The sequence below is a fragment of the Bartonella heixiaziensis genome (assembly GCF_046245125.2).
Classification (GTDB): domain Bacteria; phylum Pseudomonadota; class Alphaproteobacteria; order Rhizobiales; family Rhizobiaceae; genus Bartonella; species Bartonella heixiaziensis.
The window spans coordinates 1,835,396-1,859,560 of record NZ_CP176404.1; the positions used below are offsets into that span (position 1 = coordinate 1,835,396).

The 24,165-nt window shown below is 38.5% G+C and carries 26 protein-coding genes; 20 read left to right on the forward strand and 6 right to left on the reverse strand.

The features are described from left to right. Nucleotides 1-636 precede the first annotated feature (636 nt). Complete coding sequence (locus ACKC4Y_RS08010; RefSeq protein WP_409361207.1) at nucleotides 637-924, reverse strand: H-NS histone family protein; 288 nt, start codon at nucleotides 922-924, stop codon at nucleotides 637-639. Nucleotides 925-1,671: 747 nt separating this feature from the next. On the opposite strand from ACKC4Y_RS08010, the gene ACKC4Y_RS08015 reads away from it, so the two are divergent. The 20 genes from ACKC4Y_RS08015 to virB11 all read left to right on the forward strand — a co-directional run bounded on the left by ACKC4Y_RS08015 (nucleotide 1,672) and on the right by virB11 (nucleotide 16,842). Beyond that, complete coding sequence (locus tag ACKC4Y_RS08015) at nucleotides 1,672-2,346, forward strand: lytic transglycosylase domain-containing protein (protein ID WP_409361208.1); 675 nt, start codon at nucleotides 1,672-1,674, stop codon at nucleotides 2,344-2,346. A 124-nt stretch (nucleotides 2,347-2,470) separates the two neighbouring features. After that, nucleotides 2,471-2,770 carry a KorA family transcriptional regulator gene (gene korA / locus ACKC4Y_RS08020; RefSeq protein WP_409361209.1) on the forward strand — a complete coding sequence of 100 codons (300 nt, stop codon included), beginning with the start codon at nucleotides 2,471-2,473 and terminating at the stop codon, nucleotides 2,768-2,770. Beyond that, nucleotides 2,733-3,047 carry a VirB2 family type IV secretion system major pilin TrwL gene (trwL, locus tag ACKC4Y_RS08025; RefSeq protein WP_409361210.1) on the forward strand — a complete coding sequence of 105 codons (315 nt, stop codon included), beginning with the start codon at nucleotides 2,733-2,735 and terminating at the stop codon, nucleotides 3,045-3,047. Before korA ends, trwL (ACKC4Y_RS08025) begins: the two co-directional genes overlap by 38 nt. A gap of 110 nt (nucleotides 3,048-3,157) precedes the next feature. After that, nucleotides 3,158-3,475, forward strand: a complete 318-nt coding sequence (gene trwL / locus ACKC4Y_RS08030; RefSeq protein WP_409361211.1) for a VirB2 family type IV secretion system major pilin TrwL — start codon at nucleotides 3,158-3,160, stop codon at nucleotides 3,473-3,475. 138 nt (nucleotides 3,476-3,613) lie between these two features. Continuing rightward, nucleotides 3,614-3,922, forward strand: a complete 309-nt coding sequence (gene trwL / locus ACKC4Y_RS08035) for a VirB2 family type IV secretion system major pilin TrwL (RefSeq protein WP_409361212.1) — start codon at nucleotides 3,614-3,616, stop codon at nucleotides 3,920-3,922. 137 nt (nucleotides 3,923-4,059) lie between these two features. After that, a complete protein-coding gene (gene trwL / locus ACKC4Y_RS08040; RefSeq protein WP_409361213.1) occupies nucleotides 4,060-4,377 on the forward strand; it encodes a VirB2 family type IV secretion system major pilin TrwL in 318 nt (105 codons plus the stop codon). A gap of 154 nt (nucleotides 4,378-4,531) precedes the next feature. Further along, nucleotides 4,532-4,843 carry a conjugal transfer protein gene (locus tag ACKC4Y_RS08045; protein WP_409361214.1) on the forward strand — a complete coding sequence of 104 codons (312 nt, stop codon included), beginning with the start codon at nucleotides 4,532-4,534 and terminating at the stop codon, nucleotides 4,841-4,843. Between the two features lie 12 nt (nucleotides 4,844-4,855). Further along, complete coding sequence (locus ACKC4Y_RS08050) at nucleotides 4,856-5,164, forward strand: type IV secretion system protein VirB3 (RefSeq protein ID WP_409361215.1); 309 nt, start codon at nucleotides 4,856-4,858, stop codon at nucleotides 5,162-5,164. A gap of 2 nt (nucleotides 5,165-5,166) precedes the next feature. Further along, nucleotides 5,167-7,638: a VirB4 family type IV secretion/conjugal transfer ATPase gene (locus ACKC4Y_RS08055; RefSeq protein ID WP_409361216.1), complete on the forward strand. Its 2,472-nt coding sequence runs from the start codon at nucleotides 5,167-5,169 to the stop codon at nucleotides 7,636-7,638. After that, a complete protein-coding gene (locus ACKC4Y_RS08060) occupies nucleotides 7,635-8,399 on the forward strand; it encodes a type IV secretion system protein (protein WP_409361217.1) in 765 nt (254 codons plus the stop codon). The genes ACKC4Y_RS08055 and ACKC4Y_RS08060 overlap by 4 nt, the downstream gene beginning before the upstream one ends. A 513-nt stretch (nucleotides 8,400-8,912) precedes the next feature. Next, entirely contained in the window at nucleotides 8,913-9,704 is a 792-nt protein-coding gene (locus tag ACKC4Y_RS08065) for a type IV secretion system protein (protein WP_409361218.1), read from the forward strand. Nucleotides 9,705-9,837: 133 nt separating this feature from the next. After that, nucleotides 9,838-10,722 (forward strand): type IV secretion system protein, encoded by an 885-nt coding sequence (locus ACKC4Y_RS08070; protein ID WP_409361219.1) that lies wholly within the window; start codon nucleotides 9,838-9,840, stop codon nucleotides 10,720-10,722. A 160-nt stretch (nucleotides 10,723-10,882) separates the two neighbouring features. Next, nucleotides 10,883-11,014, forward strand: coding sequence for a lipoprotein (locus ACKC4Y_RS08075; protein WP_409361220.1), 132 nt, complete (start codon nucleotides 10,883-10,885; stop codon nucleotides 11,012-11,014). A gap of 8 nt (nucleotides 11,015-11,022) precedes the next feature. Beyond that, entirely contained in the window at nucleotides 11,023-11,805 is a 783-nt protein-coding gene (locus ACKC4Y_RS08080; protein WP_409361221.1) for a type IV secretion system protein, read from the forward strand. Nucleotides 11,806-11,938: 133 nt separating this feature from the next. Next, the gene (locus ACKC4Y_RS08085; protein ID WP_409361219.1) at nucleotides 11,939-12,823 is read left to right on the forward strand and encodes a type IV secretion system protein; all 885 of its coding nucleotides are present in this window, start codon (nucleotides 11,939-11,941) and stop codon (nucleotides 12,821-12,823) included. 160 nt (nucleotides 12,824-12,983) lie between these two features. Further along, nucleotides 12,984-13,115, forward strand: coding sequence for a lipoprotein (locus ACKC4Y_RS08090; protein WP_409361222.1), 132 nt, complete (start codon nucleotides 12,984-12,986; stop codon nucleotides 13,113-13,115). 8 nt (nucleotides 13,116-13,123) lie between these two features. Continuing rightward, a complete protein-coding gene (locus tag ACKC4Y_RS08095) occupies nucleotides 13,124-13,822 on the forward strand; it encodes a virB8 family protein (RefSeq protein ID WP_409361223.1) in 699 nt (232 codons plus the stop codon). 14 nt (nucleotides 13,823-13,836) lie between these two features. Beyond that, the gene (virB9, locus tag ACKC4Y_RS08100) at nucleotides 13,837-14,643 is read left to right on the forward strand and encodes a P-type conjugative transfer protein VirB9 (RefSeq protein ID WP_409361224.1); all 807 of its coding nucleotides are present in this window, start codon (nucleotides 13,837-13,839) and stop codon (nucleotides 14,641-14,643) included. Next, on the forward strand, nucleotides 14,643-15,806 hold the full coding sequence (gene virB10, locus ACKC4Y_RS08105; protein ID WP_409361225.1) for a type IV secretion system protein VirB10: 1,164 nt from the start codon (nucleotides 14,643-14,645) through the stop codon (nucleotides 15,804-15,806). The genes virB9 and virB10 overlap by 1 nt, the downstream gene beginning before the upstream one ends. After that, nucleotides 15,778-16,842, forward strand: coding sequence for a P-type DNA transfer ATPase VirB11 (virB11, locus tag ACKC4Y_RS08110; protein ID WP_409361226.1), 1,065 nt, complete (start codon nucleotides 15,778-15,780; stop codon nucleotides 16,840-16,842). The genes virB10 and virB11 overlap by 29 nt, the downstream gene beginning before the upstream one ends. Before the next feature lie 2,836 nt (nucleotides 16,843-19,678). On the opposite strand, the gene ACKC4Y_RS08115 is transcribed toward virB11, so the two are convergent. From ACKC4Y_RS08115 to rplS, 5 genes are all read right to left on the reverse strand, one after another. Further along, nucleotides 19,679-20,458: a succinate dehydrogenase iron-sulfur subunit gene (locus ACKC4Y_RS08115; protein ID WP_409361227.1), complete on the reverse strand. Its 780-nt coding sequence runs from the start codon at nucleotides 20,456-20,458 to the stop codon at nucleotides 19,679-19,681. Nucleotides 20,459-20,472: 14 nt separating this feature from the next. Continuing rightward, complete coding sequence (gene sdhA, locus ACKC4Y_RS08120; RefSeq protein WP_409361228.1) at nucleotides 20,473-22,317, reverse strand: succinate dehydrogenase flavoprotein subunit; 1,845 nt, start codon at nucleotides 22,315-22,317, stop codon at nucleotides 20,473-20,475. A 5-nt stretch (nucleotides 22,318-22,322) separates the two neighbouring features. Next, nucleotides 22,323-22,709 (reverse strand): succinate dehydrogenase, hydrophobic membrane anchor protein, encoded by a 387-nt coding sequence (gene sdhD, locus ACKC4Y_RS08125; RefSeq protein WP_409361229.1) that lies wholly within the window; start codon nucleotides 22,707-22,709, stop codon nucleotides 22,323-22,325. Between the two features lie 18 nt (nucleotides 22,710-22,727). Next, a complete protein-coding gene (gene sdhC / locus ACKC4Y_RS08130; RefSeq protein ID WP_409361230.1) occupies nucleotides 22,728-23,129 on the reverse strand; it encodes a succinate dehydrogenase, cytochrome b556 subunit in 402 nt (133 codons plus the stop codon). Nucleotides 23,130-23,591: 462 nt separating this feature from the next. Next, complete coding sequence (gene rplS, locus ACKC4Y_RS08135) at nucleotides 23,592-24,029, reverse strand: 50S ribosomal protein L19 (protein ID WP_409361231.1); 438 nt, start codon at nucleotides 24,027-24,029, stop codon at nucleotides 23,592-23,594. Between the last annotated feature and the right edge of the window lie 136 nt (nucleotides 24,030-24,165).

The following is a 24,165-nucleotide window of genomic DNA, read 5'->3' on the forward strand; positions in this document are numbered from 1 at the left end:
AGCAAAAATCGCACCAGCGCACTTTTTGCAATCTATGGACGAGACTCGTCTTTACCAAGATAACCCCTTTGTCCATTCTCAAAGTACCAAAATTTTTCTAGAGTCTATTACCATACGATAATAAAGTTGCCGACAATCTACATCCTCACGAGATTTAATGAATAATGAATCATGCAGATAACCCACTCTCTACCGCTCTCTTAAAAAACAGACAGGCGGGGAATAGTTTCCTCTTTTCTGCCTTCAACACGCCCTTGAAATTGATCTACATCATCAATTTTAATGAAAAACATCAACGCATATCCTAGAAAAAATTTATTTTTTAAAACATCATCTCATCTAAACCACATGGATAGTAAGACAAACAAGCTAACGCCGAATATACAAGCCTCACAAGAAAAGATATCAGGCTAAAATCCCTAAAAGCATCAAGCTGCTGCTCTACAGAGCAGCATTTCAAACCCGTAAGGGCATAAAACCAAAAGCACACTTCTTGCTACTTAGAAGAACGCTTTTGCTCTTCATATGGGGACTTCCTCGACCATCCCAAGACTTTAACGCCCTAGTTTAGCATTTTAATGCATCATATTGCAGAAAAACACACGCTTATCTCTTAAAATCCTCATACTTTGCGAATTATGTTACTTCTAGTTCTTCAAGCGCATAACCATTCTCTAACCATTCTTTAATCCACTTAGGTTTACGTCCACGCCCATTCCATAATTCCCATTGGTTATTAGGATTTCTATAATGACGCTCTTTGCTCACAAGATCAGCAATATCAATTCCATGTGCACTAGCAATTTCAAGAATTTTTTTCCGAGCATTCTGCTTTTCTTTTGCTTGCCGCTTTTTCAATTCTGCATCGATTTGGATACGCATTTCTTGTAGTTCATTAAGATTCATATTTTTGAGATCATTCACTTTATCACTCCCCTTGCAAAAAAGAATTACGCTTTGCCATATTTTAAACATAATTATAGACAATTTTTGCCTATTTGTTATCGAAATTAAAATTACGATGAATATATCACTTTCACGGAGTTGTGTTTTGAACCAAAAAAGATTATCTATTTTTGCTTCAGTTACCACTGCCATATCCTTTTTCAGTTCGATCGCTGAATTTGATAATCGGAGTGTGAGAGCTTTATTGCGCCTCTCTGACTCTCATAAACCGGCGGTCGAAAGTGAATATAAATCGCTGTTTTATAAATTATGGCAAACCTTAACAAAGAACAAGTCCTCTCCGCATAACAATCAAATAGTTCATTCTAACAATAAAAAGCACTTTCATATACAATTGGCTTCTGCTTCATATCATCCATATCAAGAAAGGCTGAAACCCGCAGAAAATTATGTTACAAAATCAGCCGCAATGAGCCAGCAAAAATGGCTATGGTTTAGATGCTCTCCCCTTTTTTATAACCTCAATGATCGTGATATTGGCGGGTGTGATATATTCCGTTTTGTTTCGCATGTTTATGCAGTCAAGCGCATATTGGTATGTATCAAAAGTATTTTCAGAAACAACAAAATCTATAGTTGCAAAAAACAAAATTTTGGGTTGTGCAATCTTACTCTACGAATCTACAGCAATATAGTGTGGCATTTAGAGAATCTGTACAGCATCGACGGTTCTATCGATAAGACTGTCTATCAGGTGTATTGCCAATGACTGTTCCAAGCTTCATGATACTCGCTGCTGCATGTGCACCCGCTATTCACCCCATGATGCTTTCGGCTGTCGTCATGCAAGAATCGCGTGATTCTATTTATGCAGTCGATCTCAACTATGATCACAAACTCTCACATCAATCTTCCACGTTGAAAGAAGTAATTGCAATAACCAAAAAACTTAAACAAGATGGTCATAATTTTGACATGGGTTTAGGGCAAATAAACGCCAAAAATTTGAAATGGTTTAGCATGTCTCTTTCTAACTTATTTGATCCCTGCAAAAATTTCAACGCTGCGCAAGCTGCTTTAACGCACTGTTATGAACCTGCCGTGTTGGCGTGCAGTTCTGAGCAAACTGCACTACAAGCTGCGCTGAGCTATTATAATACGGTAAGCTCCAAGAGTGGTTCTATCAATCTCTCTACCAACGCGTATGTACAAAAAGTTGCCTTATATGTTGGAGAAAGAACTCCTGTGCGTTTAAGTCAAAAGCCACAGAAATCTATAGGACTTCATACAGCAGAGCCAGAACAGGCAATAAAAACAGAGCCTCTCTCTAGCGCTTCAGAAGAGTTGCCAGATGCGTTTACACAGAAAGAAAGCGGTGCGCATGATGCTTTTACAGCAGAGGACGCCTCTTCTTTAGAAAGGAAGGAGAATAGCGTTTAGCGCACTTAAATTATGGGTTAAAGCTACAATTTTGATAGGATACAGTGATAGACGGTAGATAAAAGAATATTAAAGCTCTAATTAGTAAGATTGGACAGAATCTATTCTAATCGAGGGCTAAATAATGAAAATGATAGAGCAAAACAGTGTTGATACAGCATTTAATCAGAAAGCAGCACGTGAAATTACAGTTGTGATGCGTTCAGAAAGAGAATGGTATTTTACATTTATTGCAGATGATCCAATAACCGGGAAACCAAATGAATATACACTTCTTACGCAAAGAGGGAAGCTGAGAACTTGGGCTGATCCGAAATATCTTTTTAAATTTCTTCATGAAAGAGGAGTTACTTATGGCAATTTTAAACTTAATCAAGAGGGGGAACATGAAACGATCCAATATGCTTCAAACAACAATTCATAATAGAATTATCGCAACTGCTGCAACTATAACTGCGTTTTTAATGGAGTATCCTGTTTATGCTCAAGCACAAAATTTAGGAAAGGCAAAAACTGCTTTAGAAACATTTCAAAGAGAGTTAGTTGGGATTATTCCTGTGGCTGCTGCCGTTGTACTTTTGGGCTTAGCAATTGGTTATGCGGGACGCTATATTGAAAAAGATACATTCGTGCGGTGGGCAATTGGCGTGGTCATCGCCGGCTCAGCAACCGAGATTGTTGCAATATTGTTTACAAAATGAATCCTTAATCTCACACGGCATGAGATATCCATTTTATTCGTGGAGTATTCTGAATCTTAGTGATTTCACGAATATTAATAGCAAAGTTAATTGTTTTTAGGATAAAAAATATGAAACGATCCAATATGCTTCAAACAGCAATTTATAATAAAATCGACGCAACTGTTGCGGCTATGGCCGTATTTCTTATAGCGCATCCTGTACATGCTCAAGCACAAGATTTGACCAAGGCTAAAAATGTTTTAACTGCATTTAAGGGCCAATTGGATGTAATTATCCCTATAGCCGCCGCTGTCATCCTTTTGTGCTTAGCAATTGGTTATGCGGGACGCTATATCGAAAAAGATACATTCGTGCGGTGGGCAATTGGCGTAGTCATCGCTGGATCGGCAGCTGAAATTGCTAATATGTTATTCACAAACGCATAATCAGAATAGAGCATGAAGCTCTCTAACGTTAAATGTCTCTTTGTATTCAAAGAGAAGTATAAACTACCGTAATTTCATGCATATCAATAGAAAAAGGAGCTACTCGTGCCAACTGTAATTTCAATTAAGAGAAAAAATATGAAACAAAGTATTCTCCTGTCAAAAAAAAATAATAGTAAGATTATGGCAATTGTTGCAGCTGTAACCTTGTTTTTTATAACTCATCCTGCATATGCCAAACTAGAGAATGCTAAAAAGGCTTTAGACGATCTAAAGAAAAGCCTCATTGATGACATCATCCCTATTGCTGCTGCCGTTATACTTCTATGTTTAGCAATTGGCTACGCTGGGCGCTACATCGAAAAAGATACATTTGTACGGTGGGCAATTGGTGTGGTCATCGCTGGATCAGCAACCCAAATCGCTACAATGTTATTTAAGCCATAATGGATTATATCGCGATTAAAAATGAAACAAAATGTTTTCATTGTAGCGTTTATCCGTCAATTGTAGAGAAAAAAGTGATCATTTTCACTGATTTTTAAAAGTGCAAATATTGTTTAAAAAACTAAAAAGAGTAAAATATGAAGCGATTAATTAACCTCCCGTCAAAAAATAACAATAGGATTATCGCAATTACTGCAGCAATAGCTGTTTTTTTAATGGATAGTCCAGTGTATTCCCAAAAAGCTTTGGGGAATGCTGAAAGAGCTTTAAAGGGTTTGCAAAACGAGCTTATTGATAAAATTATTCCCATTGCTGCTGCCGTTATACTTCTATGCTTAGCAATTGGTTATGCTGGGCGCTACATCGAAAAAGATACATTTGTGCGGTGGGCAATTGGAGTGGTTATCGCTGGATCGGCAGTCCAAATTACTAAAATGCTGTTCTCTTCTAATTAAAACCGACCATGAAACCAATATGGTACAAAGTTTTCACTTTATGAAAAATGAGATCTGTATGTGTCAGGTGTAAAGAGATCAGTGATAATTTTACTTACGCTGCAAGCGAAGAAAAGTTTTTATAGCAACTTTGATTATAGTGAGGGTGAAAAACATGAAACAATCAAATGCTCTTCAAACCAAAATGAACAGTAAAAGTAGGACTGCTTTTACAATTTTGCTCATTTCTTTAGCGACACAACCTGCAAATGCTCAATCGACAACTAGAAACATTGATGTTTTTATAGGCATGCAATATGGGCTCAGTTTGATTATCCCTATTGCTGGTGCTGTCATTTTTTTATTTTTACTGCTGATTTATCTGTTTCGTATCATCTCAAAAGCTACATTCATGCGATGGTCGTTCAGTGTCATCATGGCAGGCGCGGCATTTTATCTCAGCAGTATATTATTTTACATTACTTAATCGGAGTAGCCCGTGAAATCACAAAAACATGAAGCATTTCCTTTATTCAAAGGAGCAACCCGTGTTCCAACAATTTGGGGTGTGCCCATGATGCCACTCATTATTATGGTTATAGGTGTTGCTTCTGTTGCTATGACAGTAAATATCTTTTTATGGGTAATTGCACCGCCACTCTGGTTCATTATGGCACAAATTACCAAGAATGATGATAAAGCATTCCGTATTTGGTGGCTGTGGATCGATACCAAGTTTCGCAACCGCAACAAGAGCTTTTGGGGCGCATCAAGTTATAGTCCCTCTAACTACCGCAAAAGGAGATAAACATGACGGCTGTTGAAAGCAGCAAACGACTCGTATCAGAGACGCCAGTAAGTTTATTCATACCCTATTCACACCACGTTACAGATACGATTATCTCTACCAAAAACGCAGAGTACTTGTCTATCTGGAAAATTGACGGACGTTCACATCAAAGTGCTTCACAAGAGGATATTTTCCAATGGACAAAAGAGCTAAACAATACCTTACGTGGTATTGCATCGGCTAATTTATCGCTGTGGACACATATCGTGCGCCGGCGTGTTTATGAATATCCCGATTCAACATTTGATCAAATGTTTTGCTACCAACTTGATGAAAAATATCGACAAAGTTTTACTGGTTATAATCTGATGGTCAATGACCTGTATTTGACCATTGTTTTCCAACCAATAGCCGATAAGATTATGTCATTCTTTTCTCAGCATGAACGCGAAACGCCTGATCAAAAAAAGATGCGGCAGGAATCATGTATCAAAGCTCTCAATGACATCAATAACACTTTAGGTCAGTCGTTAAAACGTTACGGTGCGGAACTTCTTGGTACCTATGAAAAAAATGGGCATGCCTATTCTTCTGCACTTGAATTTCTTGCAATGCTTGTCAACGGCGAATACCACCCCATGCCAATATGCCATGATCGCTTTGCAGATTATATGTCGATAAATCGTCCTTTTTTCTCGAAATGGGGTGCACTAGGTGAGCTGCGTACAATCACTGGAATGCGCCGGTTTGGGATGCTAGAAATTAAAGAATACGACACGACAACAAAACCAGGGCAACTGAATGTTTTACTGGAAAGCGACTTCGAATTCGTGTTAACGCAAAGCTTTTCTATACTTTCGCGCCATGCTGCTAAGGATTATTTGCAGAGGCATCAGCGTAATCTCATTGATGCGCGTGATGTAGCAACGAGTCAAATTGAACAAATTGATGAAGCCCTCAACCAGCTTGTAAGTGGGCATTTTGTCATGGGAGAGCATCATTGCACGTTGACACTCTACGGCAATACAATTCAACAAGTTCGCGACCATATGGCAAAAGCGAGCGCAGCATTGCTAGATGTTGCCGTATTGCCAAAACCTGTAGATTTAGCCATAGAGGCTGGTTATTGGGCACAACTTCCTGCAAATTGGAAATGGCGACCACGTCCTGCACCAATTACGTCACTGAATTTTTTGTCATTCTCATCCTTCCATAACTTTATGTCAGGTAAGCCAACTGGAAATCCATGGGGACCCGCAGTTACGATTCTTAAAACAACAAGTAAAACACCTCTTTATTTCAATTTTCATGCCTCAAAACTTGAAGAAGATTCAACGGACAAGCGTCTGCTTGGTAATACTGCAATCATCGGACAGTCTGGTTCTGGTAAAACAGTGCTACTCGGGTTTCTATTAGCGCAAGCGCAAAAGTTCAAGCCAACGACCGTTGTCTTTGATAAAGATCGTGGCATGGAAATTGTTATTCGAGCCATGGGGGGAAAATACTTATCATTTAAAGCTGGTAGACAAAGTGGTTTTAATCCGTTCCAACTTCCCCCTACTCAAGAAAATCTGATTTTTCTAAAACAGTTTGTTAAAAAGTTAGCAGAAGCTGGTGGCGAAGTCACACACCACGACGAAGAAGAGATTAACCAAGCTGTCATGTCTGTTATGAGTAGCAACATTGATAGATCGTTGCGTCGCTTGTCTTTTCTGGTACAGTTTTTACCAAATCCGCATTTAAGTGATTATAATGCACATCCATCAGTTCACGCGCGTTTGATAAAATGGTGTGAAGGTGGTGATTATGGATGGTTATTTGATAATCCCAATGATGCACTTGATCTCTCAACACATCAAATTTACGGCTTTGATATTACTGAATTCCTAGATAATCCAGAGACTCGTACTCCAGTGATGATGTATTTGCTTTATCGAACGGAAGGAATGATTAGCGGCCAACGCTTTATGTATATCTTCGATGAGTTTTGGAAACCTTTACAAGACCCATACTTTGAGGATTTGGCAAAAAACAAACAAAAAACTATCCGTAAACAAAATGGTATTTTTGTTTACGCTACACAAGAGCCTGGTGATGCCCTAGAAAGCAATATCGCCAAAACGCTCATTCAGCAGTGCGCAACTTACATTTTTCTAGCCAACCCTAAAGCAAATTACGAAGATTATACACAAGGCTTTAAATTAACAGACGTTGAATTTGAATTGATCAAAGGACTTGGAGAGTTTAGTCGTCAATTCCTTATCAAGCAAGGTGATCAATCGGCGTTAGCAGAACTGGATCTTGGTAAATTCTATACTACAATTAATGGAAAAACCATCGAGCATGACTTTGGCGATGAGCTCTTGGTATTATCAGGCACACCTGACAACGCAGAGTTAGTCGAAAGCATTGTCTCTGAAGTAGGTGATGATCCGGCAGTGTGGTTACCAGCTTTTTTACAACATGTAAAAAATGATAGGAGGGAAACATGAAAAAAGCAGTTCTTGCAATAACAACAATAGCAATTTTAGGAATTCCAAGCTCAGCAACAGCTTTTACTTGGGGAGCGGGAGCTGCAGATTTAGGTGCATCAGTTTCAACGGGATGGACTAATTGGTTTTCGAGGCCTTCAAAACCGAAACCTAAAAAACCCTCTATACCACAACACTATGCAGAGATCATTAATTTAATAAAACAACAACTTGAGTTAAACAAAGAACATATTGAAAAAACAAAAGAAACGCATAAGTCTATAACGGGAAATCGGAAATCTGATACCAGAGAAGCAGAGTACACGAGTTTTTTTCTCAAAGATCCCCAATTGGTCTATGATAAAAATTCTGATGTTTTAGCATCTAAGTTCAAGTCACTCAATGCCATTCTGAAAGAAGAAGAAATTTCTGATTCTATTAGTCAGGCACGCAAATCTATCGAAAAACGCATCCTATATGCGACAGCTATAGACAGAAATATAAGTTCACAGGCTTTTCAGAACACAGAAGCTCGTTTAAAGCATATCTTAGTATTATTAAAGCAAATTGATAAAACGACCGATCTAAAAGACATTGCTGAGTTACAAGCATACATGAAAGGCATGCTAGCTATAATCCAAAATGAAAATGCAAAAATACAAATGGTCGCACATTTACGTGATACTGAACGAGAATTTATCAAACAGCAAAAATATAAACGCAATATGAAAATTTTGAACAGTAAAAATACAGGAATGCCTACCATACAGTTTATCCGATAAGTCTTTATAACAATATTTTCTGCGCTAAATAGTTTTTTACTCTTATAAAAAAAGGATGTCTTGCGTTTTCTAATGATTTAAGCAACTTGTAGAATTTCACTCTGCCCTAAAAAACTCTATACAAAATGCTTAAATGATCGCAGACTATGTATTTTTATTTGCAATCAAAATTGAAATAATGATAAAAAAGTGCTAGACTATCTTTAATGATCGCAGTACAGGAATATTAAAGTGAAAAAATCATTTTTATAGTTTTGATTGCAAGCATTTTATCCGCTTGCGGGTTGGTGGCAAAGCTAAAACAACCAAATGAGTAGAATCGCGTACCTATTAATAAAACAGTTCCTGATGAAATTCAGCGAGGAGCGATATGAAAAAAAGCAAGCTAAACCAGTAAAAGCAGAACAGCTTAACAGTTATTATAAAGAAAGCTGAAGATTAAAGTGTGAATTTATAAAATCGTAATATAATTTCCAGCCTTTCTGTAATATATGAAAAATAAAAGGAATAAAAATGAAAAAGCTATTTATTATAGCAGGTACGGTTATATTTTTTGGAATGCCAAGCTCAACCCTAGCGGGTAGTTATGATTGGTGGTGGTTATACAAAAAAACAACACCTCCTCTCTCAGAACTATTACCAAAATCAGAACCATCGCCACCACCAAAACCAGAAGTAGATCCTGTGGAGATGGCGTATAAGAAAATTATTGATGCATTAAAACAACAACTTGCATTAACTAAGAATCTGCTTGATCAAGAAGAAAAAATACATGCTTCAATAACGGGTGATCGGACAACATTAATAGAAAAACAAAATGACGAAAATTTATACCTTCCAAATCCACACTTTATCTATAATAAGACTAAACACGATCAAGTAATCCGTAATAAGTCATTAAATGTTCAAAGCATTGAGAAAGAAGAAAATATAAAACGCTTTACAAATCACAAACATGCACGCGAATCTATTAATCAACGTCTCAAACACGCAGTAGCTATTGATAAAGCTGTAAGCTTACAAACTTTTCAGGAAGCAGAAAATCGCTTCGCTGCAATTACAAAAATGTTAAAGGATGTCGAAAAAACGCAAGATCTGAAAAGTATTTTAGAAATGCAAGCGTACATAAATGGAATGCTAGCCATGATAAGGAATGAAAATATAAAGCTACAAATGGTTACACATCTTCGCAATGCTGAACACACCCTTATTAAACAGCAGAAACGTGCTTTACATTTACACGCTTTCAGAAAAGAACTCTCAGGAATGCCTACAATACGGTTTGATAACAACGCTCCCAGTTAAGAATTTTTATAACAACGTTTTCTGAGGATTTAAATAACCTGTCAAATCTCATTTCACCCTAAAACAATTTCTACACAAATTGCTTAGCAAATCGCATAAAAACAAAAATAAAAATTCGTTAAAGAGGAATACTATGTCCTTCACTATGTTCACACAACTTTTCAGTGTCATTGATCGGGCAACAAAAACATATGTCACGGATTTTTCTTCAAAAGCGATCATTACAGTAACACCCTTTGTATCAACCGGTTTAACCATCGCTTTCATTGCATATGGATGGCTTATCATTCGCGGTACAATAGATATGCCCGTCTCCGGTTTCTTAAGCCGTTGCCTACGAATAAGCATCATTACTTCTATGGCATTGACCACAGGAATTTATCAGCCAGAAATCACAAATCTGATAAAAGAAATACCCAGCGGTTTGTTAAGTGCGCTCCTACAAGAACCTATCGATAATAACAAATTGGCTAATTTACTTGATACAGCAGCCAGCAATGGTTTCGATTGTGCAGGACGCGCTTTCGAGGAAGGGATTTTCTTTGACTCCGATGGAGTGCTATACGGACTCTTCGGTATCCTCATCTTGCTTGCAACAAGCTTCCTTGTAGCAATAGGTGGTGCGTTCGTTCTGCTAGCTAAAATCGCCCTCGTGCTCCTCATCGGACTCGGACCATTCTTTATCGTTGCCTTGCTTTGGCAACCAACTTATCGCTTGTTTGAACAATGGATATCCCAAGTCTTAAGCTATACAATCCTCATTGTGCTCTTAGCTACCGTATTTAGCTTTATGATGAAAATCTTTGCAAACTTCACAAAAGATGTGAAACTAGATATGTACTACAATGTCGGTTATATGGTCGGTACTATAGTCATTCTATCTATCATCTTTATTGTGCTATTACTCAAAATATCAAGCATTGCAAATGCTTTAGCAAAAGGCGTTACATTTGGGCATCTATGGAAATTAGATACAGCAGGAAGAAATCCTCCTCGTAGTAGCCGCACAATCAAATGATCCTTTAACTTGGTTATTATATCCGCATTACAGTTGTATTTTTCATAAATAATAAGGAATAATTAATATAATTATAGACAATATATTTTATAATCAAAATTGAAATAATGACAAATAAATGATATATCGTATTTAATAATTGCAAAACAGGGATATTAGAGTGAAAAAAATCATTTTTATAATTTTGATTGCGAATCTTTTGTCAGCTTGCCTATTCGCTCCAAAACCAAAGCAACCGAGTAATTGGAACCGTGTACCTATTAATAAAACTGTCCCTGCCGAAATCCAATGAGGAAACATATGAGAAAGCTGTTTATTATAGCAGGAATCGTTGTATTTTTTGGAGTACCAAATCTGGCAAATGGTGATCTTTTTAATTGGGGATGGTCTCCCAAAAAAAACGCACTTCCCTCAACACCACCACCACCACCACCACCACCACCAAAACCAAAAGTAGATCCGGTGCAAGTAATGCAGAATATGATTTTTAATATATTAAAACAACAACTCGCATTAAATGAAGATCTACTTAAGAAAAAAGAAAAAATACATGCTTCAATAACGGGTGATCGGACAACATTAATAGAAAAACAAAATGACGAAAATTTATACCTTCCAAATCCACACTTTATCTATAATAAGACTAAACAAAATCAAGTAATCCGTAATAAATCATTAAATGTTCAAGGCATTGAGAAAGAAGAAAATATCGAACGCTTTACAGATCACAAACATGCGCGCGAATCTATTAATCAACGTCTCAAACACGCAGTAGCTATTGATAAAGCTGTAAGCTTGCAAACTTTTCAGGAAGCAAGAAATCGCTTCGCCAAAATCATGAAAATGTTAACAAATATCGAAAAAACGCAAGATCTGAAAAGTATTTTAGAAATGCAAGCGTACATAAATGGAATGCTAGCTACACTCGAGAATGAAGCTGGAAAATTACAAATGGTTACACATCTTCAGAATGCTGAACACAAGCTTATTGAACAGCAGAAACGTGCTTTACATTTACGCGCTTTCAGAAAAGAACTCTCAGGAATGCCTACAATACGGTTTGATAACAACGCTCCCAGTTAAGAATTTTTATAACAACGTTTTCTGAGGATTTAAATAACCTGTCAAATCTCATTTCACCCTAAAACAATTTCTACACAAATTGCTTAGCAAATCGCATAAAAACAAAAATAAAAATTCGTTAAAGAGGAATACTATGTCCTTCACTATGTTCACACAACTTTTCAGTGTCATTGATCGGGCAACAAAAACATATGTCACGGATTTTTCTTCAAAAGCGATCATTACAGTAACACCCTTTGTATCAACCGGTTTAACCATCGCTTTCATTGCATATGGATGGCTTATCATTCGCGGTACAATAGATATGCCCGTCTCCGGTTTCTTAAGCCGTTGCCTACGAATAAGCATCATTACTTCTATGGCATTGACCACAGGAATTTATCAGCCAGAAATCACAAATCTGATAAAAGAAATACCCAGCGGTTTGTTAAGTGCGCTCCTACAAGAACCTATCGATAATAACAAATTGGCTAATTTACTTGATACAGCAGCCAGCAATGGTTTCGATTGTGCAGGACGCGCTTTCGAGGAAGGGATTTTCTTTGACTCCGATGGAGTGCTATACGGACTCTTCGGTATCCTCATCTTGCTTGCAACAAGCTTCCTTGTAGCAATAGGTGGTGCGTTCGTTCTGCTAGCTAAAATCGCCCTCGTGCTCCTCATCGGACTCGGACCATTCTTTATCGTTGCCTTGCTTTGGCAACCAACTTATCGCTTGTTTGAACAATGGATATCCCAAGTCTTAAGCTATACAATCCTCATTGTGCTCTTAGCTACCGTATTTAGCTTTATGATGAAAATCTTTGCAAACTTCACAAAAGATGTGAAACTAGATATGTACTACAATGTCGGTTATATGGTCGGTACTATAGTCATTCTATCTATCATCTTTATTGTGCTATTACTCAAAATATCAAGCATTGCAAATGCTTTAGCAAAAGGCGTTACATTTGGGCATCTATGGAAATTAGATACAGCAGGAAGAAATCCTCCTCGTAGTAGCCGCACAATCAAATGATCCTTTAACTTGGTTATTATATCCGCATTACAGTTGTATTTTTCATAAATAATAAGGAATAATTAATATAATTATAGACAATATATTTTATAATCAAAATTGAAATAATGACAAATAAATGATATATCGTATTTAATAATTGCAAAACAGGGATATTAGAGTGAAAAAAATCATTTTTATAATTTTGATTGCGAATCTTTTGTCAGCTTGCCTATTCGCTCCAAAACCAAAGCAACCGAGTAATTGGAACCGTGTACCTATTAATAAAACTATCCCTGCCGAAATCCAGTGAGGAAACATATGAGAAAAAGACAAGCTAAACCAGTAAAAGCCGAACAACTTAACAGCTATTATGAAGAAAGCCGAGGTTTAGAACGTGAGCTCATAAACGAATTTATAAAGTCGCGCAAGTCGGCATGGTATGTAGCAGGTGCTGTTGGCCTTTTTGGATTGTTAGGTATGGCGTGCGGAGTTGTTGGATTCTCCCAACCAGCTCCAACTCCTTTGGTGCTACGCGTTGATAATGCAACGGGTGCAGTTGATGTTATCTCTGTGATGCGTGAGCATGAAACTAGCTATGGCGAAGTTGTAGACAGATATTGGCTTAATCAATATGTGCTTAACCGCGAAACCTATGACCACGATACCATTCAGCTGAATTATGACACTACAGCGCTTTTAAGCGCACCAACTGTTCAACAGGAATTTTACAAAATCTATGATGGTGAAAATGCGCGAGACCAAGTGCTTTCTAACAAAGCACGCATTACAGTTAAGGTGCGCTCAATTCAACCGAATGGACGAGGTCAAGCGACTGTGCGTTTTACGACGCAACAACATGACAACAATGGCACGGTTGGACCGAAACAGCATCAAATTGCAACAATTGGCTACACTTACGTTGGGGCACCAATGAAATCATCTGATCGATTGCTTAACCCCCTTGGTTTTCAGGTCACAAGCTACCGTTCTGACCCAGAAATACTTTTGAATAATTGAGGGATTAATTTATTATGAAAAAACTTATGTTTGTTGCCTTACTGTCCTCGTTTTCCTCATTTTATACGTTGCCTGTGCAAGCACTCAAAACCCCATCCAATTCACAATACGATCACCGCATTCGCTATGTGACATATAATGTTGCTGATGTCGTTCAAATTGAAACAGTTCTTGGTGTGGCAACACATATTATCCTTGAAGAAGGCGAACAGTATATCACCCATGCTTTTGGTGATTCGGATGCCTATGCTTTTGCACATAAAGGGCGGCATATTTTTATTAAACCAAAAGCAGAACTTGCCAATACAAATCTCATCGTTGTAACTGACAAACGTAGCTATAAATTCCGTCTACAGTTTCGAAATGACCGTGCTGGAGCTACCTACGAATTAGCTTTCCATTATCCAGATACAAATGCTCAAAAGTTACAGGAAAATAGCCAACGTCTTGCCATTGAACGTGGCTTTTACAAAAGCGTGAAAGGATATAACCTTAGCTATACCATGAGCGGCAACCAAGATATTGCTCCGATTAACGCATGGGATAATGGACGTATTACCTATTTCAAGTTTCCCGCTAACATGGACATGCCATCAATTTACGTAGTGGATGCTGAAGGGAATGAAAGCTTAATACCGCGCACCGTCGTGGGCAATTCCAATGATATTATCGCTGTTCATAAGGTCAACCCTAAATGGCTTATCCGACTTGGAAAACGCGCTTTGGCTGTTTTCAATGAAGCCTATGACCCCAATGGAATACCAAACACAACTGGAACAATATCCTCGGTGGTTCATCGTATCAATAAAGGAGGTAAATGATGTTCGGCAATAAGAAAGGGGATGAAAACAATACAGGTGCAGAACTGGACTACGCCGAGCAGAAATACATTGAAGATGCATATGGTAGTTCCGAATTAGGTACAGAGCGTCGCCCGATAATTCCAGGTGCACGTGCATTATTAATGGTAGGACTCATTGTCATAGTAGCAGTGCCGATTGCTCTGACTTGGAAAGCTTTAAAAATGCGGGATACCATAGACGTTGAGGAAGAAAAACCACAACAAACAGTGCAGCAAATTATACCGAGCTATACCCCTCGCGTTATAGAAGAACCAACGGTTGTGGAAGAATTAGACAAACTAACAAAAACAGAAGAATTAACACAGGGTATTCCGCCAGCCTTAGCGCAGCTTCTTCAAACCACAATACCACCGCATTTAATCAAGGATGCGGAAGAATTGGCACGCAAGCGCATGTTAAGCTCGAGTCTTAACAACGGTGGCGGTAGTGAAAGCTCTGTAGAGCATTCAAAAAATAATACCACTGAAAGAAATGGTGGTGCATTATTCGATCAGCTCCAGCCTGTACGATTAGGTCAATCACATGCACTTCAACTCCATAACCGTGATCTCTTGATTACGCAAGGAACGTTGATAGATTGCACACTAGAAACCAAAATCGTCACGTCACAACCAGGAATGACCACATGTCATTTAACACGTGATGTATATTCTACGAGCGGTCGCGTAGTTTTGTTAGATCGTGGTTCTAAAGTCGTTGGTTTCTATCAAAGCGGCATACAGCAAGGACAGACCCGCGTTTTTGTGCAATGGTCGCGTATTGAAACGCCTTCTGGTGTTATCGTCAATCTTGATTCACCCGGCACTGGCCCTCTTGGTGAAGCTGGTATCGGTGGTTGGATTGATACACATTTTTGGCAAAGATTCGGTGGTGCAATCATGGTGAGTATAATTGGTGATTTAGGAGAATGGGTGAAAGGAAAATTTGGTCAAAGAAATAAAGACGATAAGGAGAAATCACAATATCAAAATCTGCAGGGTGCTGAATCGGTAGTTAGTGAAGTTCTTCGAAACTCAATCAACATTCCACCAACACTTTACAAAAACCAAGGCGAACGAGTGAATATTTTCGTTGCTCGAGATCTGGATTTCAGTGATGTCTACAGTCTCGTTACACGCTAATCAAATACAGAAAGATCAAGCAGTTGCACAGCTTTTGCAACCGCTTGATCATTTCTTACAAGATCCGAAAATCACAGAATTATCGATCTGTCGTCCCTGTGAAGTATGGACAAAAAGTTTTGAGGGTTGGCAGGTACATAATGCACCAGAGCTGACAAACTCTTTTTTGCAGACACTGATTACAGCCATTATCGTTTATAACGGTATGGCACCTAGAAGTATTAATTATGTGCTATTGCCCGGAGGACAGCGCGGTACAATTATACAAACACCAGCTGTCATCGATGGCGGTCTATCTTTTATGATTCGCAAGCATTCTCTCACGGTTAAAACACTAGAGGAACTCAACGAAGAAGGAGCACTCAATGGTTTTACCGATGTAAGTTTCAATAAGCCTTCAGAGAAAGAAGCAAATGACTTCCTATTGAAACAAAATTTCACACGATTGGAGCCCTTTGAAATAGAACTTCTGCAATTTAAACGTGACAGGAAAATTCTTGAATTTTTGGAAAAATGTGTACTTCATAAACGCAACATCATTATTGCAGGTAAAACAGGATCAGGTAAAACGACATTTGCCCGTTCCTTAATCGAAAAAGTACCTGTAGAAGAACGTATTATAACGATTGAAGATGTTCATGAGCTCTTTTTACCGAATCATCCTAACCACGTGCATATGCTTTATGGTGACGACATAGGCCGTGTTTCAGCTGATGAATGTTTAGATGCGTGTATGCGTCAATCGCCTGATCGCATTTTTCTCGCTGAACTACGTGGTAATGAAGCATGGGAGTATCTCAACTCCTTGAACACTGGACATCCCGGATCAATTACCACAACACATGCCAACAATGCTTTACAAACATTTGAACGGTGCGCCACATTAATCAAAAGATCGGAAGTTGGTCGTCAACTCGATCTGGAAATGATAAAGATGGTACTCTACACAACAGTTGATGTCGTGCTATTCTTCAAGGATCGAAAACTTTCCGAAGTTTTTTACGATCCGATTTTTTCTAAATCGAAAATAGCTTAAACGAGACTTTTTTCTTGAATGCATATATTTTCAATGCAAGACCAAAAAGCCTATAAAAGCCGTGACAAATTGTCACGGTTATTTTACTTAATTCAACCTTTTAAAATATCCTCCTTACCCTAACTACGCTTGCCTGCTATACTTTTAACGCTCTTACAAACCAAAGATAAAAAGGAAATGACACACTACACCCCATAGAAAAACTAAGGCATGCGCAAAGCTTCCCTTACTCTTGTATCCCATCACCTTCAATAAATTTTTATAGTTTTTTTGGAAAGTGCATACCTATATCGAAAGTGAAAAATCACTACAAAATAAACATTCTTAGAGGAAGAAGAAGCACTCACCTCACACATCACTCTCTCTCCTTATAATATTATAGTACTCGACAACTATAAACGATCATCATAAAGGCAATGACTTATATTGAACGTCCTTTTAAATACTTTCCGAGCAGCATCGTTTGATAAAAATTTCACTGTCATGCATAATTCTGGAAATTGTAGACGATACCCTTCTTAACTTTAATGACATTAATAACAACTGCTTGTGGTATCGACCTTAACTTTCAAACGCTCGTTATCATAAGCTTTAAGGCTATCTTATGAGGTGAGGAAAAGAAGAAATAAAACACCAAATTGTTGCAGTTGGAAGATTTTTTAGTTCTTACCGTTAATTGTGATCTTATGCTGAAATAAAAAAATTTATACCAGTTACGGCAATACTTTTTGATCGTATAAAAATGTACCTGTTATTGGAGTGCCTTTAAAAATGTCATTTGTTAAACTTGAAAAAGCTATTTTCTAATAAAATGTTATGTATACACACAATACAATCCCTAACTCTCCTTGTAATTAAATAAAAAAGGAAAGAGTGTTAAGAAAAATCTAAACACCCTCAAACTATAAATGTAACTTTCATTCATGACAAAATAACTTTAACAAAAGCAAAGCACTTTGATCTCAAAAGACAATACAGTGCCTTCACTTAAAGCAATTCTTGAAGCTAAAGCATTGCCAAAGACCACTCTGTAACGAGATCATTTTGAATCTAAACATGATTTAATGAGTTTTATGGATTTTTGTATCCAAAATAAGAGGCATCTCATCTAGCGCCATTGAAAAAGCAAAGCCACCATGTGCTTTAAAAAAGCTGTTTTTACAATTGGCATTATTTTTGAAAAACAGAGAGGACCAAATCATTCCATCACTTGAAGAATATCTATGTATCTGATTAAAAAAGAAAACAGTAGTGAATTGTATCTTGAAAGATCATTCTATACGCACCACTAAATGCAACATTTGAATCAGCTTCTCGAACACTAAATGAAAAAGAAATTACTATTTATTCTCTTGGGGAACTGTAGCTTCTTTATCTTGGAATTTATATATCACGCTTTACTATTCAGTAGTGTATTCGCTAAAATTCATACTCTAGATCTGTACTGACAGCTTTTTACAAGGAAAACATTTCCGTATCCACTTGCAGTACATTTTGACAATTTTTAGATAACTGAACAGCGCACCCTGAAAGAAAACATTTCGTTTCCCACGATTCACTCTCAGTAGCATCGAAAGACAGATGCCCACCTCACCAATTAAACCATTTCACGAATATCCCACCACCAGAAGCTTCTCTCACTAGAGCTCCTTTACAGACAACCAACCTCACCGAGAATCATCTCCTCCTTCAACACACCTCTCGCGACATTCTCCAACCCCAAAAACATCCAAACAAATGAAATCAACATATTGATTTATAATGAAAATTAATAATTTTTAACTTGAATGAGAGACTCAATATCATAAGATTCTTTCATTTCAACCCCTCTTATATTGATCAAAAAATATTCTCTTGCGCATTACAATTAGGAGTTAGCGTGAGAGTAAAAACACTTAAAGAAAGGTGTAAAAATACTTCTCATGAATCGCCTTAGCAAGAGCTGTCGCAACATTAAGAGCTGACAAAGAGTATGATGGTGCCAGCTTGCACCTTCACAAACGTAAAGATGCTGGGCTCAATGGCTTCACTATTATACCATTCAACTGGCACCACCGCGAAATGGGCTTATGAGCATTAAGACGATGTCTCTTTGAAACAAGCGCGTAGAAATGTGCAATCTTCATTATTTAAAAGACATTGCCGTGGATGCTTTTGAAAGCCGTAAAGATGGGCATTGATTTCTTCCCTTAAAACTTCATATTCTCCTTAAATTGGACTGTATTTCCGTTTCAGAGATTATATAAACAGGTATACGCAATACGCCCACCCCAATTTTGCATACAAAAGCTAATGCAGCCCATAAGGCTTTCATTCCGCCTTAATCTCTGTTTCAAACATACGGCTACGTTAGAGTTGGATGTTAACTTACAGGCAGAAGCAAAAACACAAGCCTTGTTAAGCAAACAACACAGAAAAAACACAAATTTTCCAGCAATAAATTAGAGAGATGTACCGGCTTTTTATAAAACACTTTGCGAAAAATAACCACAACACATCTGGCTTTGCGTCTAGCTTATCCTTACAGATGTCCGTACACATCCCTTGTGTTATATTCATAAAATCAAATTGATGGGAATATATGAACAATCTCTGCTGAGAATATGAAAGGAAAGCGTGATAGAAAAACAGATTCAAGATACATTTTCTCAATGAGATATCTCTTTTGCGCAGAAGGACTTCTCACTTTTTATGCAGTGACAGCCGCGTTGTTATCCTCATAAAAAGCCAACAAACTTTGATAGATTAATATCCATACAAAGCCTCAAAAAGCACAAAAAACATGGGGGGACGTAACTTATTCCCCTTTACTTTATCCTTGTTAACCAGTCAATTTTTAAAGGCGACGTTCAACCATGAGTTTTTTAATTTCAGCAATTGCCTTAGCTGGATTTAAACCCTTTGGACAAGTTTGCGTGCAATTCATAATCGTATGACATCGATAAAGCCGAAAAGGATCTTCTAAATTATCAAGACGCTCACCGCACATTTCATCCCGTGAATCAGCAATCCAGCGGTAAGCTTGAAGCAAAATAGCAGGGCCCAAATAACGATCGCCATTCCACCAATAACTGGGACATGATGTCTGACAACATGCACACAAAATACACTCATAAAGACCATCGATTTTTTGGCGATCCGTATAACTTTGTAACCATTCTTTCGCCGGCTCAGGCGAAACAGTTTGCAACCAAGGCTCAATCACACGGTGCTGCGCATAAAAGCGCTTTAGATCAGGAACCAAATCTTTGACAACAGGCATAGAAGGGAGAGGATACACCTTTATTGGATGCTTTACATCATCCATACCTTTGGTACAAGCAAGTGTATTTTTCCCATCAATATTCATCGCACATGAACCACAAATACCTTCACGGCACGATCGACGAAGTGTCAAAGTTGGATCAATATGATTTTTAATAAACAACAGTCCATCGAGAATCATTGGACCGCAAGCTGAACGGTCTACATAATAGGTATCAAGATGGGGGTTTTCTTCATCATCAGGCGACCAACGATAAACATGAAATTCCGTAAGTTGCGTAGCCCCTTTAGGTTTAGGCCAAACTTTTCCGGCTTTCACCTGAGAATTTTTGGGAAGCTTAATTTGTACCATAATTTATTCTCCCCTTAATAAACACGTTTTTTAGGCGCAATACGCTTTAAATCGATACCACCATCTGCTTCAGATGTTAATGGATCGACATGAACGGGTCGATATGACAACGTCACCTTGCCATCTTTTGATAAACGAGAAATTGTATGATGACGCCAATTTTTGTCATCACGCTCTGGATAATCTTCACGCGCATGAGCCCCTCGACTTTCTAGACGTGCTTCTGCAGAATAAACAGTGGTAATCGCATTAATCATCAAATTCTCAAGCTCTAATGTTTCGACTAAATCAGAATTCCAGATTAATGAGCGATCTGTTACTTTGAGATCAGACAATTCATCCCAGATTTGACTTATCCGCTGACACCCTTGTTGCAAAGACTCAGCTGTACGGAATACAGCAGCATCTTCTTGCATAGTGCGCTGCATTTTTTCACGCAACACGGCGGTTGGCGTACCACCTTGAGCAAAACGCAAACGATCAAAACGTGCTATAATCTCGTCAACAGCTTCCTCATTGATAGGTGGAATTTCAGCGTCACGATCAATCACTTCACCCGCACGAATTGCAGCGGCACGCCCAAACACAACAAGATCAATTAATGAATTTGAACCCAAACGATTAGCACCGTGAACAGAGGCACATCCAGCTTCCCCCACTGCCATCAAACCCGGTTGAACACGATCAGGCGAATCAGCTGTTGGATTGAGAACTTCCCCGTAGTAGTTAGTAGGAATCCCACCCATGTTATAATGAACCGTTGGAAGGATGGGGATAGGTTCTTTTGTTACATCAACACCTGCAAAAATCCGTGCTGACTCAGAAATTCCTGGTAAACGTTCATGCAATATAGCTGGATCAATATGGTTGAGAACCAAATGTATATGATCTTTTTTCGGACCAACACCGCGCCCTTCACGAATTTCAAGCGTTATACAACGCGAAACCAAATCACGCGAAGCCAAATCTTTAAAAGAAGGAGCATAACGTTCCATAAAACGTTCACCTTCAGAATTGACCAAATAACCTCCTTCACCACGTGCTCCTTCTGTAATTAAGCAGCCAGAACCATAAATACCTGTTGGATGAAACTGAACAAATTCCATATCCTGAAGCGGCAATCCGGCACGCGCGATCATTCCACCACCATCACCCGTGCACGTATGAGCCGATGTTGCCGAAAAATAAGCACGCCCATATCCACCGGTTGCAAGAACAACCATCTTAGCAGAGAAACGGTGCATTGTACCATCATCGAGATTCCACGCCACAACACCTGTACACACACCATCAGTCATGATCAAATCAAGCGCAAAATATTCGATAAAAAACTGTGCATTATGTTTTAGGCTCTGTCCATAAAGCGTATGCAAAATCGCATGCCCAGTGCGATCTGCTGCTGCACAAGTGCGTTGGACTGGTGGTCCTTCTCCAAACTCTGTTGTATGTCCCCCAAAAGGCCGTTGATAAATTTTACCCTCTTGCGTCCGTGAAAAGGGAACTCCATAATGTTCTAATTCGTACACAGCAGCAGGAGCATTCCGCACCAAATATTCCATTGCATCGGTATCACCTAGCCAATCAGATCCTTTCACTGTATCGTACAAATGCCACTGCCAATTATCAGGTCCCATATTGGAAAGCGACGCTGCAATACCACCCTGTGCAGCCACTGTATGTGAGCGTGTTGGAAAAACCTTTGTGATACAAGCTGTTTTTAATCCTTGCTCAGCCATGCCAAGTGTTGCACGCAAACCCGCACCACCTGCACCAACAACAACAACATCAAATTTATGATCTACGGTGCGATAAGGGGCGTTACCTGCTCTAGCGCCCAGAGATGATCCTGTGCTCACCATATTGTCTAAACCCCTAATGCAATTTTTAAGAGAGAAAAAATGATTACACCCCCCAAAACGAAACAAAATAAAATATTCAATACCAAAAATAAGATCCGCACGCTTTCATGCCGAATATAATCTTCAATCACAACCTGCATTACAAGTTTCATATGATAAAGAACTGAAAAAGTCATCAATCCCAACACAATAGTAACAGCAGGATGCGAAAGCCGTGCATGCACAACGCTATAGTCCTTCCCCACAAGTGAGAGAATAAGAATAATAAAAAATATCAAAAACGGCAGATTAATAAAACCTGTCAAACGTTCTAGCCAAAAATGCTCTGTTCCTGCATGCGCACTTCCAAGCCCACGCACTTTTCCAAGTTCTGTCCGAAAATCTTTTTTCATACCGCTCTCCACCCCAATTTAGACAATGCTATATCCAATAATCCAAATCGCGAAAGTGACGATCAGGGAAATAAAAACTGTCGCCCAAGCAGTTAACGTTGCCTTCTCTCTCGCTAAAAGACAAGGTTTCATATCCCAAACAATATGGCGAACACCGCCAACCATGTGATGAACCCCAGCAAGGGTGTAAAGAAACAAAATACAAAGCCCAGGCACAGAACCATAAATTTTATTAACTATCCCGAATGCCTCAGCGCCGCAAGCGATCGAAATTAACCAAATAGCAAGAAAGACCATTCCGAAATAAAGTGCCATACCGGTAATACGATGTGCAATTGACATCGCCATAGTAATGGACCAACGATAAATACTTAAATGGGGGGACCGAGGGCGCTCTTTTATTCTAGTTGTCTCTGTCATAAAATATCCGATCTGATTTTCACTGCAACCATATCATGAGCGAAAAGACTCAAACAAAACAATCAAGTGTATTATCATTTTCACTTGTTTTGCATCTAAAAAGTCAACACTCATAAGGTCGGTTGTCTCAAATAACGGATTAAAGGTCGCGCATAAAAAAAACCGATTGTTCTATAGACATAAGTCATAAAACTTGCCTTAATTTAGTACAATTTCATCTTCACGTCAAAGGTCAAACATCGTTTCCAAAATAAACACCCATTTTTTCAAGCTGCGCTCATTCCTATTTCGAAACATTAATAACATATGTTTCCACAATGTACTTCAACTTCAACCATCATGAGAAAAACGCATATTGTCGACAAACACTCAAAGCCACTCTTCGTAGCTACAAACACGAATCACACATAACACAAAGACAATATAAAGTCCGCTTTTTCATAAACCCTGTCTGCGGTAGCATTATTCGGCTATTGGTTTTGTAGCTTCCACTGTAACAGCTGCTTGTACTTCTTCAGCAACCTTCGTACCTTTTTTCCTATGATCCCTTTTTTCAGCGATACGAGCAGCTTTACCTCTCAAACCACGAAGGTAATAGAGTTTTGCACGACGAACCTTACCGCGACGCACAAGCTCAACACCTTCTATCAAGGGAGAATAAACCGGAAACACACGTTCAACACCTTCACCATAAGAAATTTTGCGCACTGTAAAGGTCTCATTCAGACCACCGCCTGAACGTGCAATACAAACTCCTTCGTAAGCCTGAACACGCGTCCGCGTACCTTCTGTCACGCGCACCATAACACGTACCGTATCCCCTGCTTGAAATTCTGGCAGTTGGCGTTTTGCTTCAATTTTTGCGCACTGTTCAGCGTCAAGCTGCGCGATAATATTCATTTCTTTTATCCTTCATGTTCTTTATTGAACAGTCAGAGCGCTCAACTCTTACCAAAAAAAGCTTTTTCACACATAAAAAAGAAGTTCTTTAGGCTATGCTTTACACAGGAGCGAATACACCATTCCTTAATTTTGG